The following is a 15848-nucleotide window of genomic DNA, read 5'->3' on the forward strand; positions in this document are numbered from 1 at the left end:
CTTTCAACTGCTATTTAAAATACAAAAAATTAAAAGTATCCTACCTAAATAGTAAGACCAACTCAAACCGACTTCGTTCCTCAAGAGTGTTTCCTTAATGAGTAAGCTGCGTGACGCTACTAGTTCATTAGTTTTGATTTACGATTGTTATGGCGTCACGCACCCTACCTCCTAACTATACTCAGCACTTTCTACTCAGCACTTAATTGGTAGGATAATGGATTGTATATAGATTCGATTATTAGGAGTTTTGGGAATGACCGCAGCAGACCCCGTGAAGTTGATGAAGCAAGAGGTTGGTAAAGCCGCCGCAGCTTTGGTTAAGTCTGATACCATAGTTGGATTGGGTACAGGTTCAACTACGGCGTTTGCAATTCAGTATATTGGTGAACGTCTCAAGTCGGGCGAGTTAAAGAATATTGTCGGGGTTCCGACTTCGTTTCAAGCTGAAGTTTTGGCAAAAGAATATGGTATCCCTCTGACTACCCTTGATGCTATTGACCATATTGATATTGCCATTGACGGCGCCGACGAAGTTGACCCGCAGAAAAATTTAATTAAAGGTGGTGGCGCCGCTCATACGCGCGAGAAGGTTGTAGACTATCTGGCAAACCAATTTGTTGTGGTTGTCGATGGCGGTAAAATTGTTGATAAATTGGGTTCTACGTTCGCTGTTCCTGTGGAAGTCATACCAATGGCGATGACTCCTGTTATGAATGCACTTAAAAAATTGGGTGGTAAACCAGAACTTCGTATGGGTGTCAAAAAAGCAGGCCCTGTTATCACCGACCAAGGCAATATGGTTATTGATGTCAGGTTTGATGACATCCCAGACCCAGTTAACCTTGAAAAAACACTTAATAATATCCCTGGTGTATTAGAAAACGGAATTTTTGTTAACTGCGCTGATATTGTCTTGGTCGGTGAAGTTATCGATAACAAACCTGTCGTCAGACAATTATAAATTAAATAAATCTGCTACAAAGTTCCGAATGCAGGGTGTAGAGTATGAACTTTACACTCAGCACTCAGCACTCAGCACTCTTAACTCTTAATGTGTTTTTTCGTCAATATTTATGTGCCACAACCGTTCTAATTTAGCGATGCGATTACGATGGGCAGTGATTTTGTACTTTTTATAACCAACAATACTTAAAAGGGCAATTATAGGAATCGCGATTATAAAATAACCTGTATAATGACATGCTGAGATTTCGGTATGAGTTTTACCATGAACTGGCGCCGAGGGATTTACAGACTGTGATATTTGGTGGGAGCGCATTTTGACCTCTAACAATCTATCGACTTGCTACTTGTACAAACAACTACTTCAGGGATTACCCCTTAATTTCCTGATAACTTACTGTAAATTTTTCTTGTCAGGCTACATTTAACTCCGTAATAACTTGTACATAATGAAACATAGCCGTAACATTTCTGTACGCGCGGAACTAAATAGTTGAAACATAGTGCTATTCAAAAGCAAACCATAACAAAATAGCGATACAGAAAAATCTAAAATAATCAGTCTCTGTCGCGCGCATTATTTTATTTGCTTTTTTCTATCTATAAAAAATTTCTACTTAATACCCTGACAAGACAAACCTACCCAAAGAGGGATTACAGGAACACATATAGATTCTAACCGAAACAAGAATCATTTTATATTATAAAATCACAATAGTATTAATAGATGCACATCACTAGTTTTTAGTTTCAACCCCCTAGGTTACAAATAATAAAGTTATATTAAGCATATACTGTGAAGCTTAAAAAAATGACGTGATGTGATGCTGTACAGAAGATTCGGAAGAACTGAGTTACAAATGCCCGTTTTCTCCTGTGGTGGGATGCGATACCAGTTCAAATGGCAAGATGTCCCACAGTCGCAGGTTCCTCGCGATAACCAAGCTAATCTCGAAGCGACGATTCGACGTTCGTTTGAGCTTGGTATTAACCATATTGAAACCGCACGTGGTTACGGTAGTTCTGAAATGCAGCTAGGTAAAGTACTACCGACCCTACCGCGCGCTGAGTTAATTATCCAAACTAAAGTCGGACCCAGCGCAAACCCCAAAGATTTCGCCCACGACTTTAACAAGTCTTTCAAATATTTAAATTTAGACTACGTAGATTTACTTAGTATTCACGGTATTAATAACCTTGAAACCTATAATAACAGTGTTCGTCCAGGTGGCTGTTTGGATGTCGCGCGCAAACTCCAAGCGCAAGGCAAAGTTAGATTTATTGGCTTTTCAACTCATGGCGCCTGCGACACTATCATACAAGCGATAGAAACTGATCAATTTGATTACGTTAATTTACATTGGTACTATATCAATCAAAATAACTGGCGTGCAATCGAAGCTGCTACACGTCATGATATGGGAGTGTTTATTATCAGCCCATCAGATAAAGGTGGCAAGTTATATAGTCCCCCACCTAAATTAGAGCAACTTTGTGCGCCCTTGAGTCCGATGGTTTTCAATGACTTATTTTGTTTGAGTCACCCGCAGGTGCATACTCTTAGTTTAGGCGCCGCAAGACCGAGTGATTTTGACGAACATCTCAAAGTATTAGATTTACTCGATAAAGCTGACGATATTTTGCCGCCGATTATAGCGCGTTTGGAACAAGAAGCAGTTACTGTTCTGGGTGAGGAGTGGGCGAAAACTTGGCATGTCAATTTACCAACTCATGAACAAACACCTGGCAATGTGAATATCCCAGTCATTTTATGGTTACGGAATTTAGCTGTTGCCTATGACATGATAGATTATGCCAAAATGCGCTATAACCTACTTGGTAATGGTGGTGACTGGTTTCCAGGCGCCAATGCTGATAAAGTTGAAAAGCTGAATTTGGGTGAGTGTTTAGCTAAAAGTCCTCATGCAGACAAGATTCCTTATGTTTTAGCCCAAACACATCGAATGTTGAGTGGGGATGCGGTGCAAAGGTTGTCACGATTGTAGGTTGGGTGGAGGAACGGAACACAACATTAGATATATAAATATATCATATTGGTGCGTGACGCTACAGGATTATTCGCTTCGTTGGTCAATTGTTATAGCGTCACACACCCTACAGTTCTAATAATTTTTCTCTGACAGCGTTGAAAAAGTTGTCATCTGTCAAAAGTTTATATAAGAAAGCTTGCTGGACATAATTTTGTATCATACTAAACCAGGCGCCTGCTGGGATGTTTTCAACAAATAATGCTGCAACGCGCGCATCTGTTGTTGTGGCTGGTTTAATATACCATGCTTCTGTAAGAATACCTGCTAAACTACCATTTTTGGCGCCGAATGTATCTAGTTTTTGTTGGTTAGAAGGTAATTCCATTGTCCATTCTAGGTAGTGACGCATAATTTTGTCGGCGCCTGGAGAAATTAGTAAACCGCGATATATCCGTTCCATGATTTGGGCATAACCGCTAGCTGTTCCTTTACCGTTCAAAGCTTCCGCCATTGCTTGCTGTTCTTCTAGTTTTAGCCACTGTTGCGATGTAATATGTTTAATTTGTTTAGTACGGAACTCTTCGTCATGGCGCCATACTTCTGTCCAGCGATAAACTTCTTCTATATAAGTGCTTTGTGATGCTTTATACTTACTTAGTCTTTCGGCTGGAGTATCTGTAAATGTATGATTACTCCAGGTTAGGATTTGACCGATGATAGGCGCCGGAGCATCTTGATTTTTAAGATTTAATCCAGAAACGAGATTTTCTAAATTATTCCGTCCTAAACGTACAATTAAATAATCAGTAGCAGCGTTATCGCTATGTCTAATCATTGCCCTAGGAATATGCTGTAACTCAATTTGATTGTGCTGATTTATATATTGTTTTTGTCTGAATTCAGTAATTGCACTTGGATGAGCATCTCCATCGGTACGAGGTAAATAATATAAATCAATATCATCAAGATGTACCAACTCGTTAGGTGATAGGATTTCTTTTTCTACCTGACGTGCGTATTCAGCTAATACTAAAATTTTAATGGTTGAAGCTAAAGGTCTTGGAATGTCGGCATTATAGAAAATTTCTTGTTCTGAATAATTTAGGGAACGCGCGGCTAGTGATACATCATTGGGGTGGGCAATTATATATTGGAGGACATCTTCGGGTGTTTTGAGTTGTAATGCCCATTCTTTACTTTGGGATAAAGTGTTGAAAATATCAAGTATACTAAGTATTGCTTGTCGTTGCCAGATAATTACAAGAATTAAGCCAGTAATTATTATAAGTACGCCTATTAACCAGTAGACTGGGATTGAATTTATACTCGTTAAATCACTCATAATTTTAATTTGCTCGTAGTAAGCACTGAGCGTGCTTTATATATAAGAATAAGATAAGGACTGAAGTCCTTACTACTACAAAACTTTTTCACGCTTGATGTGATTTATAATACAAAAAAAAATAATTCTCAATTGTTAGGTTATATTTTTTACCGAAATTGATGATTTATCGCGCGAATCTTAGAGAATAAAGGTAGAAAATACTTCTAATAATCTCGTTATGATTGTACGTCGCCATTTCTTGGTTTTACTCGGCGCCAGCGTTGGTGCGTTTGCGTTAGATGGGTGCGCTTTAGCCCAAAATAGTCCAGATGGACAAAATACTTCAACTGCGGCGCCGACTCCAACGCAAAAAAGTGAAGCACCAAAGGGGACTATTGGACTACCACCTTTACCATATGCGTATGATGCCTTGGAACCACATATCGATGCTGAAACAATGCGCTTCCATCACGATAAGCATCATGCTACTTATGTAAATAACTTAAATGCTGCTCTCGACAAACATCCAGAGCTTAAAGGTAAAACTGTAGAGCAAATACTACAAAAACTCGATAGTGTACCAGCAGATATTCGTAATGTAGTACGTAATAACGGTGGCGGTCACGTGAACCATACCATGTTTTGGGAAATTATGAAAGCTAATGGTGGTGGTGAACCAAAAGGCGCCTTGGCTGCTGCTATTGCCGAAAATTTTGGCAGCTTTGCCGACTTTAAAAAGAAATTTAATGAAGAGGGAGGCAAGCGGTTTGGTAGCGGATGGGTTTGGCTAGTTCGCAATAAAGACGGTAAGTTAGATGTTGTAAGTACAGCAAACCAAGATAGTCCTATTAGTGCAGGTAAATACCCCATTATGGGTAATGATGTATGGGAACACGCTTACTACCTTAAATACCAAAACAAACGTGCTGACTATTTACAAGCTTGGTGGAATGTCCTCAACTGGGACGAGATTACTAAACGTTTTGAACAAGCAAGTAAGGTTGCTTAGTTAAAAATACATCCCAATTGTACGGTGCGCACTGCCAGCCCTTGATGGCACGAACATTAGCACTACTAGGGCGGCGGGCAAAAGCCGCTTCTAGTATAGATTATTAGGTGTTTTATGAAGCATATATTGTCTTATCTGAAAACCCAATTAGTAAAAAGATACAGCACTTTTTAGTCTACCTACTTACACGGTTGCGTCCTGAGTTTTTAGCCTTGTAAAGGGCTATGTCTGCCTGAGCTAATAGACTTTGCCCAGACGTTTTTGTGTGGGGAACAAAACTAGCTACTCCCATACTCAACGTTACAAAGGCGCAAGTATCTGAAGTTGGATGAGGTAGTTGCTTTTGCTCAATTGCCATTCGTACTTTTTCTGCAAAAACCATTGCTTCATCTGCACAGGTATTAGATAATAAAATCACAAATTCTTCACCTCCATAGCGAGCGACTAAACCTCCACTCTGCTTGAGCATACTGCTTATGGTTGTGGAGATTTCTTTTAGACAAAAATCACCCATTTGATGTCCATAGGTGTCGTTATAGCGTTTGAAATAATCTACATCACACAAAATTAGCGACAGCGGTTGGCTCATTTTCGTCATTTGTTGCCATTGCCACTCTAAAGCTTCGTTAAATTGACGGCGATTGGCAACTTGAGTTAGTTCATCTAGTTGTGAAATCCGTGTTAATTCTACATTCTTCTTGATAGTAAAGGCTAGTTGCCGTTTATAGTCGTCAATTTCTTGTTCCAATTGTAAGATTTTTTGAGCCATTTCTTGTCTTAATTTTCGGTTGCAGTCTATTAAAGCTGCTCTGAATTTGACTAATTCGAGCGTAGCTTGGTGAGTATCTGAGGCAATGGCTTTGTCCAAGTCCAGACTTTGAACCAACCTCTCTACTTCTACTTCATAAGTATTGTCAAAACTAGAATTCGTCTTACTACCCTCTCCAGTCAGAGACATCTTATATTGCAATGAGCCTAATTGGGCTTGTTGTAGGTCAGATACTTTTGGCTTTGGAATTGAGGGAATAGTTTTATGGTAAGCAACACCTTTTTCGGAGGGCGAAATAATTTGATTCATTTTTGACTCTTAATTGATATAAACTTTGGAAAGATTATTTATGAATGGCAAAGCGGAGGACAGAACTAGAAACAGCTTTCAACTGAATCTGTTTCCTCGTTTTGAGGATGTACTTTTCAAATTTTCGTTAAGATATTTCATTTTTGTTACATAACAACATTGTCTTTACTCATAAATATTAAATATTACTTAAGTATAATGAGAATGTGGAAATTACTGATATTACCGATATTCTTCTTTTTTGCCTCTAGCAGCCAAAATCTTAATATCCTTGTATTTCAAGCATTCCAGCCACTTACAAAAGGGTTTATGTCAAAATTAGCAGCCTGTTTATCATTAAAACTCAATTCTGACAACTGAGATTTGGACTATATTTACTCAAAATTAATATTAATTTAATTTATGTATTACTGTTAAAATGCAACGTTTCAGCTATAAATGCTTATAATTGGTTTTGTCATAACAAGCCATTGAGATTTTTTAATTCGGTTATCACTGAAGCGGATCAAACAAAAAAATCATAAGACAGACAGCTTAAACTTTATAACTATACTTTTTTTAAAAATTGGGGGCGATTTTGGAACTAAGTTATGAACTTAGCCTTGTTTCAAGTCGCATAACTATATCGCTAAAAGTCAAGACGGGAGTAATGAACTTAATGGGGTGCTAACACTGGGGGTGACTAACTAGCTTAAAAGCCTTATGCAGTAAAGGTTATAGATAAGTGACCGCTTGAAAGATAAAAGTAAATTTAGAACAAAGCCCAACGAAAAATAAGACTTTTGTACGAAGCTTATTGATTCTATTATCAATAAAGTCGAAAAATGAGGTTTATCTTTTTATGGCACGCACGCTTGTAACTATTGCTGTGTCTCAGGTTCAGAGGTTTTCGTCACCCCCTCAGCAGCTGGCTACAACTATAATCATTTCTAAAATTTGCTTTTCATAACATGATAAATAACCCCAGTGTCCAGGATTGAGAATTATTGATTTGAGCTTATGTAGCAAGGCTTTTACTCAATTGATTATGTGCAGCTTCGTATTAAAATGGTATCAGGCGCCTATCACCGTTAATGAACTAAGCAGCGATGTCGTCTTGATTTTCTTCGGATGAAATTGCTATCAACTTGATGTGCTTTCTACCTATATTGAGGGAAAATTCATCCCCTGGTTTTAAGCCTAACTGTTTTGTATAAGCAGAACCTATTAGCAAGGCGCCGTTAGACTGCACTGAAATTCGGTAACTAGCACTACGTCCACGACTATTCTTGTCAGAGGGGGTATTAAATGATATCTCTTCTGCATCAAGTAGAGCGTTGAGAAATTTCATCATGTTAACTCGCTCTACGCCATCTTTGGTGACGCTATAGTAGCCACACGCCTTAGCTTTTTCTTCTTTACTGCTGTTGGGCATTTCTTTAACTTTATCAGTTAATGCTTTACCTTCTAGAGCTTCGATTTGTTTAGCTTTTTTAGCAGGCGCCTCTTCAACTTTGGGCTTAACTGCTTTTACTTCCTTGGCAGGCGCCTTACTAATAGAGGGTGTACTTTCTTTAACTTTTTTAGCTGATGCCTTGGGTTCTGGGGACTTCGTTATTTTCTTTTTCGCCATGTTGACACAGTTGAGTTACGCGCGTTAATTTACATTTTCATGGAATTTCTTTATTGTATAAAGGATATTTACTTGATGGCAATAATTATTTACATTGTCGGGCGCCTTTTTTTGTTGATGTAATCAGGAATAGTAATTCGGGGCGCTGTAATCCATATAGTACAAATTAATTATAGAAATACTTTATCTCGGTTGTTGAGTGCCGCCAGTTATGAAATACCAATAGTATTATCTATTAGAGGGCGCCTTTCTTTTTCTTTCTCTTTTTCTTGCTAGAAGTATCAGGAAAAGGATATAGTTCCGGCGCCGAGTAATTTAACATTACTTCAAATGGTCTTAATTCATAACCATCGGTACAGTAAGCTTCTTCCCACGTTTTTAACCCCAAGTCAACTTGGATATCCTTCCAGTTACCTGCAAGCAAGGTATCTACTTTACGTGCGCTGAAGGCTTTTTTAATTATTGAAGCTGACTCAACTGCTTTTAATTTAACAAGTTCATCAATTAAAATAGCATTAAACTGTTTTCCATTAATTTTATAAAATTCTAACTGTCGCGTTAAAATACTAACACATATTTTGCCTAAATCAGGATAATTTATAGCAATATAAAAGAAGCACGAAGTTGCAGCAAAGCGCTGGTAATCTTCATGCGAATCATCATTAATATATTCTGTAAGTGCAGGGATAGCTGGCGCCCCAATTAAACCAAAAGCTTTGGGTAAATCAAAATTAGTCCAATCATCCTCAGTATCATGAAATAAAGTAATTAAGGGTTCAATTGCTTCTGTTGCTCGTAGTTGACCCAGTGTTCGCCATGCATGAACAGGCGCCCAAATTTCCAGAGTATCCTCACAGGTCTCATATAGATTTTTATCAGTTGCTAAACGAATTAAATCTGGAATATGCTCTTTCCCAAAACCAAATTCCTCGATATAGTTAGGTAATTCTTTGAGCTTACTACAGTTAGCGTAAGTAAGTAACTTATTTACAGGATATGGGTAAGTTTCGGGAACCATAGGTTTTTGACATGAGTTCCTTATTACTATTATCATGAACTGGCGCCGATAATAAGTGTCTAAATATTTAAGTACCTATGTATTGATGGGGTGTGGGCGCCTGTAAAATAGTTATAAAAAGGATTGTATGGAAGACTCAGATTACTAACGCCCTCGGTATTGGCGCCTCTATTTTTTCTTTTTCTTGATTTTTTTCTGATAATTGGACTTAAAAAAGCCTTTAGGCTGTTGATATAGCTGTGTTATTGCTCCATTTAACATAGCAGTCATCGAGTCGATTTCTTCATTAAAACGAGAAACTTCTTCGCGCTTTTTCAATCCCAAGGACACTTGGATATTATCCCAATTTCCCGCAAGCATTGTATCTACTTTGCGCGCGGTGAAAGCTTTTTCAATTAATAAAGCTGATTCAATCGCCTTCAATTTAATAAGTTCACCAATTAAAATAGCATTATATTCTGGTTCATTAGTTGCGAATTGCTCTAATTGCTGAGTTAAAATATCAACACATTCGTTCCGTATATCAGGATAATTTTCAGCAATACTAGTTAAGGATGAAGCCGCAGCAAAACGTTGATTAACTTCGCGAAAGTCATCAGCAAGATATGAGTGCAGGCTAGGAATAGCTGACTCGCCAATTAAGCCAAAAACTTTGGGTAAATCAATGTAACTCCAACTTTCATAAACTTCATGGAATAAAGTGATTAATGGTTCTACTGCTTCCGTCGCACGCAGTTGACCAAGCGCGCGGCAAGCATGAAGTGGCGCCCAAATTTCCAGAATATCTTCATGGGTCTCATGTAATTTTTTATCAGTCGCTAAACGTATTAAGTCGGGAATATGTTCTTTGGCAAAACCAAATTCTTCAATGTAGTTTGGCCATTCATTTAACTTACTACAGTCTGCGTATGCAAGTAACTTATCCATAGGAGGTTTGTAAGTTTCGGAAGCCATAGGTTTTTCACATGAGTTTATTGGTACTATTATCACGAATTGGCGCCGATAAGTATCTAAACATTTGAGTACTTCTGTATTCATCAAGAGTCGGCGCCTATTGGGAGGTAAACTATGCTTTTGTGAAGGTTATTGCGTCGATAAGTAGCGGTCTTTCAGGAATAAAGCGAGAATTGTAGCAAGACTTTTTGTTCAACCCTGTTAAAGACCCAATTTTAATAGGTGCCGAACTGAGAGGTTTCAAATTTACTATTTCCCAGAAAACAGCCCAGGTGGGTTTGTCAGTAGCAGTGAATGCTGGACGAAACTTCGGGTTACCTGGATACCTACCATTTCTAGAATTGACATGCCCAATGTATGAACCATACCAAGTTACTTCTGAATTTAAAGGTTGTTCTCTAGCTGAATGAGAAGCATAAATTAATACTTCTACACTTTCACCATTACGTAAATCATCAGCTTTGCGAAACAAGTCAAAATCCATGCTACCAAAAGCAATTTTAATTGGATTACTTGATTCACGCTCTAACTTACATATTGTTTCCACTGCTGATAGTAGATGTATCTCTGGAACAGGCGCCAAAATTGCAAACGAATTTGTTTTAACCATATTTACTCTGTAACTCTACTTTTTAACGTAAACTTTGTTAGGGTAAAGTTTTTCAAAGTAAGCAATCGTAGCTTCGCCAAACGCTTTAACCGCACCTGCTCCAATTGCGGGTTGTACAAGTCCACCTACACCAGGAATCATCCCAGCTAGTGTTCCCCCAACTCTGGCTAACAATTGTCCTCCACCTGCTGCAATAATTGCTCCGGCTAGCGCGCCTGCTCCACCTGCGGCAATGATGTCTACGTTGTAAACTTGAGCAATACGAGCAACCACAGCAGCTTGTACTGCAGTTAAACTAGCGTTGAAAACTCCGGCGCCGACAACGGGAATGCTACCAGCAACGCCACAAGCGGCGCCTCCTCCCATCATCAATATCAATTCATCTCTAGCTTGGTCGCGGCAGTATGTTGTCATATCCCTGTATAGTTTTTAACTGAGAATGATTATTCTATACAGTTATGATACCCAGGTCTAGAACGAAACTAACGGAACAGGCGCCTGCATAAGTTGATTTTTACGCGCGTGAATTATTTGAGGAGATATCAAATCATCCTTATGAGAGTCTGTAATAATAGAAAAAATAGGAGTTGTTTCAAATTGTGAATGCAACTAAAAAGTACATACGTTTTAAATTGGCACCTATTTATATAGAAGCTTCTCCACTACAAACGGCGCCTGTAATGAGAGTTAGTATTAAAGTACCTGAGTATTTAGGTACTTAAGAAAGCTAAATAATAAAGGGGTTTTTATGGATAAATTTCTTTGTCCGTGTTGTGAAAATCTAACTTTAGAAGAAGATAGTATTGGTTCATTTGAAATTTGCCCAGTCTGTTTTTGGGAAAACGATAACGTTCAATTTGACGACCCAAATTATGAAGGAGGAGCAAATAAAGTTAGCTTGAATCAAGCACGTCAGAATTACAAAAAATTTGGTGCCTCAGACAAAAGTAATATTAATAACGAAGTGAGCGGCGCCACCTCCCATCATCAACGTCAATTCATCTCTAGCTTGGTCGCGGCAGTATGTTGTCATATATCCCTGTATAGTTTTTAACTGAGAATGATTATTCTATACAGTTAGGATACCCACGACTAAAACGAAACTAACGTCCAGTGGCACCTGCATAAGTTGATTTTTGCGCGCGTGAATTATTTAAGGAGGTCTCAAATTATCCTTATGAGAATTTGTAATGATAGAAACAGTATCCAATCATGATTCCGATGGTCAACTTTCACAAAAGCCAAAAGAGCTAATTATTGTTCGTCCCGATGCAGAAACGCTCAACAGCCAAAATTTGCCTGGTTTTGTTGGTATTTGTGCAAGTACGACAGGCGCTCTTAGAATTGCAATGTATCTAGCAATTATTCCTCCAGGTGGAATCGCTGAACCACACTATCACCCAGAACATGAAACAGCAATTTATCTGCTTAAGTGTTGTGGCTTGCAATCATAAACCCTTGGACTTACAAACAAGACAATTCTCGGCTCACAATAAATGCAACTAGATTTTAAGATATCGGGCGAAGTGCGGGCGGAGCGCAAAGTATCTCAAACTCTTTACAAGTAAGTATTCTGGCTTATTTACATTTTTTGCGAATCGAATTTATTTTTGTAAATTTAGTTGCATTTATTGTGAGCCAAAAAGCGCCTTGTTTGCAAGCCACAACAGCTACTCACACCCCTGATAAATTAAGCGAAGCTATAAAATTTAAACCCTTGATAAAACGTCATGACAGCCTTGTATCGCTTGGCACCATACTTCTAACTCCCCTTTGACGTAGCGAAGAAGTAAACTCAATGGTTTTTTTAATTCCTGGGGTAATTCCTTAAAATTAATAGAATTAATCTGTTCCATTAGACGGTTGCAAAAAACTATATATACTTGCTCGCTCTGCTCAACCATTTGAATCAATAATTCTTTTCCATCAATAATAATCTCTTTGTAGTAGGAATCTTCTGATTTCAACTCTAACCAATTCTCAGTAATAGTTGTACTTGACTCGAATTCTTTGCTTGGATCTGTAAGTCCTAAAAACATAGCCGATATTATTATATTGTACTATGAATAATTTTGCCAGGTTTACAATAGTTATGAGTTGGTGCCTAAAGCGAATATAACCATATTATTTATATGGCACATGGCACCTGTTTCTAATAGTAAAATCAACGTTGTATTACTGCTAACTTAACACCTTAAAAAAAGGTACTAGATGAAGTTTTTGTAAAATAATTTATGAAGTTAAGTAAATACAACTAAGCTCGGGTAAAGTAAAAATACAGTCATTATTCAACGTGTGCTGCATGGAACTTCAAAAGTCTTCTGAATTTTAGATTTCTAATTCTGCTTATTTTTTGCATAGAAGAAAATATACCACAGGAGATCGAGCATCGTGACAAAATTTTCTAACCACCTAGTCCTTACTGCTTGCCTCTGTTTGATCGGCGCATCCCAAGCACAAGCAGCGACTTTGTTAGCAACAGGTACACTCAATGGCTCTACCGCAGGTCCTAATGCCGACCTCTCTGGCTTAACTGGCAATCTAGAGAACGGTCTGCCAAACAACATCCTTGGTGGCCTTGGGTCAGGCTTGACCTGGGCAGGAGGCAACACCTTCATTGCAGTCCCCGATCGCGGACCCAACGCTACTGCCTACAACAGTGCCGTCGATGATACAGTCTCTTTTATCTCGCGCCTCCATACCATATCAATGGCTCTGACACCTAATGCACCCGGATCGGCACAACCCTTTTCATTGACACCGACGTTGACAAAGACCACCTTGCTTTATAATCCGACCCCACTTACCTATGGAACGGGAAGCAATGTTGGTCTGGGTTCTGGTGCGCCATCTATAAACACACCCAACAAGTTTTACTTTACAGGTCGATCCGATAACTACGATCCGAACCAAAATTCTGGTAATCCCAACGATGCCAGGTTTGACCCGGAAGGTATTCGTCTCTCTAACGATGGTACCAGTGCGTTTGTCTCTGACGAGTATGGACCTTATATCTATCAGTTTGATCGTGCGACTGGCGAGCGCATCCGCAGCTTCACCCTACCTGCTAAATACTATGTAGACAATCTTTCTCCAGTCGGGTCAACAGAAATCAGCTCGAATACCTCTGGTCGTACTGCTAATAAGGGTATTGAGGGACTCGCCATTACTCCCGATGGCAAAACTCTGGTTGCTATGGTACAAGCTTCACTCATCCAAGATGCAACACCTGGTGGTAATTCAGCAAAGGTGCTGCGTATGGTTACTATCGACATTGCTACTGGGGCGACTACCCATGAATATGCCTACGATTTGACAACCGGATCAGGCGTGAGCGATATTGTAGCACTTAATGACCATGAGTTTTTGGTTGATGAGCGTGACGGAAAGGGTCTTGGAGACGGTTCTTCCGCTACTGTAAAACAAGTGTTTAAGATAGATATCAACAATGCTGTAGATGTAAGTAATATGACTGGCGCACAAGCTTTCAACAATGCAGTCACCAAATCCTCTCAGCCTTTTCTTAATCTTGTTAATATACTGAACGGCGCACCGAACAATATTGCGAAGACTCAGATTCCCTCTAAGATAGAAGGGCTGGCTATTGGTCAAGATATTGAGGTGAATGGTGTCCTTAACCACACCCTCTGGGTAGCTAACGATAACGACTTTGTACCTGACACTGCTGGAGCAAACCGATTCTATGTGTTTGGGTTTACCGACGCAGACCTTAATGGCTCTACCTTCAATCCTCAAATTGTGTCATCGGTACCTGAGTCTAGTTCGCCGATCGCCCTCCTTGCCTGCGGAATGCTAGGGTTGGTTAGTTGCTTTCGCCAAAGATCAGTCAATCACAAAGTTTTAGTGACTTCTAGGAAATAAAATATACGAAGAAAACTCATAGCCATTATCAGTTTTACGTAGAGCGGCGCCTTAAACGTCCTCGGTGCCTCGAAAAGCTTTATTGACTAGGAAGCAGTTTGCGTCTCCCCCCTTTCCCCGCAAGCCTTACCCTGCAATAGCCCAAAAGCTAGGAAGTTTGCGACTTTGGCGTATTCCTGACAATACCGAATCTTATACAACGTGAGTTCGACGGATTTTAGGAGCTAAAAAGCTTGTGTATCAAGGATTACAGAGACTAAGACTTAAAGCAAGTCTCAATCTTTAGTTGAGAATAAGGTCAATAAGGCATTGAGCCAGGATACGTGTAAAAACCTGCAAGATGGTCTGAAAACCCTTATCCTGTCTTGGTTTGAAAATTTGCTACATTAGAGTCAAAAAGTCGTTATTTACAACGCAAAATCAAGCCTTTCCAGGTCATCTTGCAGGTTTTTGGTCATATCTCGGCACGGTGCCTTATAGAGGGCGCCTATTTCAGGAGCATAATATATACACGAGTTTCCTTCTGCTCCATCCGGGAGAACTTCACAGAACAAAAAAGGATTATCGCAGTAAAAGCGACAGTTGGGGCATTCGGGTAATTGACGTACCGCGCGCGGTTTTATCATTGGAGAAAAGCACCTGTTTTTTCCAAACTTAACAAACACGTTGTTGTTGTGTCTCTACGAAAAAACCCTTATTCAAACGGTGCCTGTATTTATAACCAACATGTACAGACGCCATTAAAAGTTATAGTTTCAGAATTTCAGGCACCTCTTAGTTTTAACCTTGCTTTAACATTTAGCGCATCTTTTCCTTGATTTGCTTATTTACTTTGTTGACTAACTCAGTACTGATTTTTTCCGGAAAAGTAGCTAGAATTGAAGCGTCAAATGGAACTTCATTACTATAGGATGGTAAACCTATAAAATACTGGAGATAAGGATTTTCCTTGATTTGTTCTACTATTTCTTTATTATTCATGCCTAGTTTTTCTTTGATGATTAATGCACCCAACGCTATCCTAAATGAATTAACTGGCGCCTTCACGTCAATAGAATTAGGAGATGAATACTCTTCCTCTAGTTCTGACCAGGGAATAAAAGAAGCCATCACGACCCAACGATTATCCTTTGACAACTTACCCTTGAATGGAAGTTTAAAATTTTCCACTGAAATAGTCGGTTGTCCCTGATTTTGATACATAAACACTAATGCGCGTATTTTGATTATGATACGCTTTATATTTTAAGTTATTGTAACGTAACCAGGTATTTATGAGGGCAGACGCCTGTAATGAATTAACTTTGACTCTACTACAAGCGTCCAAGTTAATTTGTATTAGGCTAGAACGTGCCAAAACGGGAAAATTGTACGCTAAGGAATTTTATAAAGTCTTGAAACCCT

The 15848-nt window shown here is 39.0% G+C and carries 17 protein-coding genes and 1 pseudogene; 7 read left to right on the plus strand and 11 right to left on the minus strand.

Annotated features, from left to right (window positions below):
* The first annotated feature begins 256 nt into the window (after window positions 1-256).
* Window positions 257-964 carry a ribose-5-phosphate isomerase RpiA gene (rpiA, locus tag AC2JBO_RS23365; RefSeq protein ID WP_496956028.1) on the plus strand — a complete coding sequence of 236 codons (708 nt, stop codon included), beginning with the start codon at window positions 257-259 and terminating at the stop codon, window positions 962-964.
* Window positions 965-1051: 87 nt separating this feature from the next.
* On the opposite strand, the gene AC2JBO_RS23370 is transcribed toward rpiA, so the two are convergent.
* The gene (locus tag AC2JBO_RS23370) at window positions 1052-1282 is read right to left on the minus strand and encodes a hypothetical protein (RefSeq protein WP_496956029.1); all 231 of its coding nucleotides are present in this window, start codon (window positions 1280-1282) and stop codon (window positions 1052-1054) included.
* A 508-nt stretch (window positions 1283-1790) separates the two neighbouring features.
* Here AC2JBO_RS23370 and AC2JBO_RS23375 point away from each other — a divergent pair.
* Entirely contained in the window at window positions 1791-2972 is a 1182-nt protein-coding gene (locus tag AC2JBO_RS23375) for an aldo/keto reductase (RefSeq protein WP_496956030.1), read from the plus strand.
* 109 nt (window positions 2973-3081) lie between these two features.
* Here the strand turns inward: AC2JBO_RS23375 and AC2JBO_RS23380 are convergent, their stop codons facing one another.
* The gene (locus AC2JBO_RS23380) at window positions 3082-4299 is read right to left on the minus strand and encodes a serine hydrolase (protein WP_496956031.1); all 1218 of its coding nucleotides are present in this window, start codon (window positions 4297-4299) and stop codon (window positions 3082-3084) included.
* Window positions 4300-4519: 220 nt separating this feature from the next.
* On the opposite strand from AC2JBO_RS23380, the gene AC2JBO_RS23385 reads away from it, so the two are divergent.
* Window positions 4520-5290: a superoxide dismutase gene (locus AC2JBO_RS23385; protein ID WP_496956032.1), complete on the plus strand. Its 771-nt coding sequence runs from the start codon at window positions 4520-4522 to the stop codon at window positions 5288-5290.
* Window positions 5291-5465: 175 nt separating this feature from the next.
* Here the strand turns inward: AC2JBO_RS23385 and AC2JBO_RS23390 are convergent, their stop codons facing one another.
* The 6 genes from AC2JBO_RS23390 to AC2JBO_RS23415 all read right to left on the minus strand — a co-directional run bounded on the left by AC2JBO_RS23390 (window position 5466) and on the right by AC2JBO_RS23415 (window position 10976).
* Entirely contained in the window at window positions 5466-6368 is a 903-nt protein-coding gene (locus AC2JBO_RS23390) for a GGDEF domain-containing protein (protein ID WP_496956033.1), read from the minus strand.
* A 1078-nt stretch (window positions 6369-7446) separates the two neighbouring features.
* Window positions 7447-7827, minus strand: coding sequence for an AbrB family transcriptional regulator (locus AC2JBO_RS23395; RefSeq protein WP_496956045.1), 381 nt, complete (start codon window positions 7825-7827; stop codon window positions 7447-7449).
* A 388-nt stretch (window positions 7828-8215) separates the two neighbouring features.
* The gene (locus tag AC2JBO_RS23400; protein ID WP_496956034.1) at window positions 8216-8998 is read right to left on the minus strand and encodes a HEAT repeat domain-containing protein; all 783 of its coding nucleotides are present in this window, start codon (window positions 8996-8998) and stop codon (window positions 8216-8218) included.
* 168 nt (window positions 8999-9166) lie between these two features.
* Window positions 9167-10036 carry a HEAT repeat domain-containing protein gene (locus AC2JBO_RS23405; RefSeq protein WP_496956035.1) on the minus strand — a complete coding sequence of 290 codons (870 nt, stop codon included), beginning with the start codon at window positions 10034-10036 and terminating at the stop codon, window positions 9167-9169.
* Between the two features lie 28 nt (window positions 10037-10064).
* Window positions 10065-10562: a hypothetical protein gene (locus tag AC2JBO_RS23410; RefSeq protein WP_496956036.1), complete on the minus strand. Its 498-nt coding sequence runs from the start codon at window positions 10560-10562 to the stop codon at window positions 10065-10067.
* A 15-nt stretch (window positions 10563-10577) separates the two neighbouring features.
* A complete protein-coding gene (locus AC2JBO_RS23415; RefSeq protein ID WP_496956037.1) occupies window positions 10578-10976 on the minus strand; it encodes a hypothetical protein in 399 nt (132 codons plus the stop codon).
* Window positions 10977-11161: 185 nt separating this feature from the next.
* Here AC2JBO_RS23415 and AC2JBO_RS23420 point away from each other — a divergent pair, with 185 nt between their 5' ends.
* The 3 genes from AC2JBO_RS23420 (at window position 11162) to AC2JBO_RS23430 (ending at window position 12016) form a co-directional block, all read left to right on the plus strand.
* Window positions 11162-11284 (plus strand): hypothetical protein, encoded by a 123-nt coding sequence (locus tag AC2JBO_RS23420; RefSeq protein ID WP_496956038.1) that lies wholly within the window; start codon window positions 11162-11164, stop codon window positions 11282-11284.
* Window positions 11285-11310: 26 nt separating this feature from the next.
* Window positions 11311-11616 carry a CPCC family cysteine-rich protein gene (locus AC2JBO_RS23425; RefSeq protein ID WP_496956039.1) on the plus strand — a complete coding sequence of 102 codons (306 nt, stop codon included), beginning with the start codon at window positions 11311-11313 and terminating at the stop codon, window positions 11614-11616.
* A 136-nt stretch (window positions 11617-11752) separates the two neighbouring features.
* A complete protein-coding gene (locus AC2JBO_RS23430) occupies window positions 11753-12016 on the plus strand; it encodes a hypothetical protein (protein ID WP_496956040.1) in 264 nt (87 codons plus the stop codon).
* A gap of 255 nt (window positions 12017-12271) precedes the next feature.
* On the opposite strand, the gene AC2JBO_RS23435 is transcribed toward AC2JBO_RS23430, so the two are convergent.
* Window positions 12272-12601: a hypothetical protein gene (locus AC2JBO_RS23435; RefSeq protein ID WP_496956041.1), complete on the minus strand. Its 330-nt coding sequence runs from the start codon at window positions 12599-12601 to the stop codon at window positions 12272-12274.
* A 352-nt stretch (window positions 12602-12953) separates the two neighbouring features.
* Here AC2JBO_RS23435 and AC2JBO_RS23440 point away from each other — a divergent pair, with 352 nt between their 5' ends.
* The gene (locus tag AC2JBO_RS23440) at window positions 12954-14444 is read left to right on the plus strand and encodes an esterase-like activity of phytase family protein (RefSeq protein ID WP_496956042.1); all 1491 of its coding nucleotides are present in this window, start codon (window positions 12954-12956) and stop codon (window positions 14442-14444) included.
* Window positions 14445-14851: 407 nt separating this feature from the next.
* On the opposite strand, the gene AC2JBO_RS23445 is transcribed toward AC2JBO_RS23440, so the two are convergent.
* Together AC2JBO_RS23445 and AC2JBO_RS23450 are read right to left on the minus strand one after the other, a co-directional pair.
* The gene (locus AC2JBO_RS23445) at window positions 14852-15070 is read right to left on the minus strand and encodes a hypothetical protein (protein WP_496956043.1); all 219 of its coding nucleotides are present in this window, start codon (window positions 15068-15070) and stop codon (window positions 14852-14854) included.
* Between the two features lie 178 nt (window positions 15071-15248).
* Window positions 15249-15647, minus strand: a pseudogene (locus tag AC2JBO_RS23450) (transposase); the annotation flags it as partial.
* Between the last annotated feature and the right edge of the window lie 201 nt (window positions 15648-15848).

Source organism: Calothrix sp. CBUCES-K 9914 (assembly GCF_059640475.1).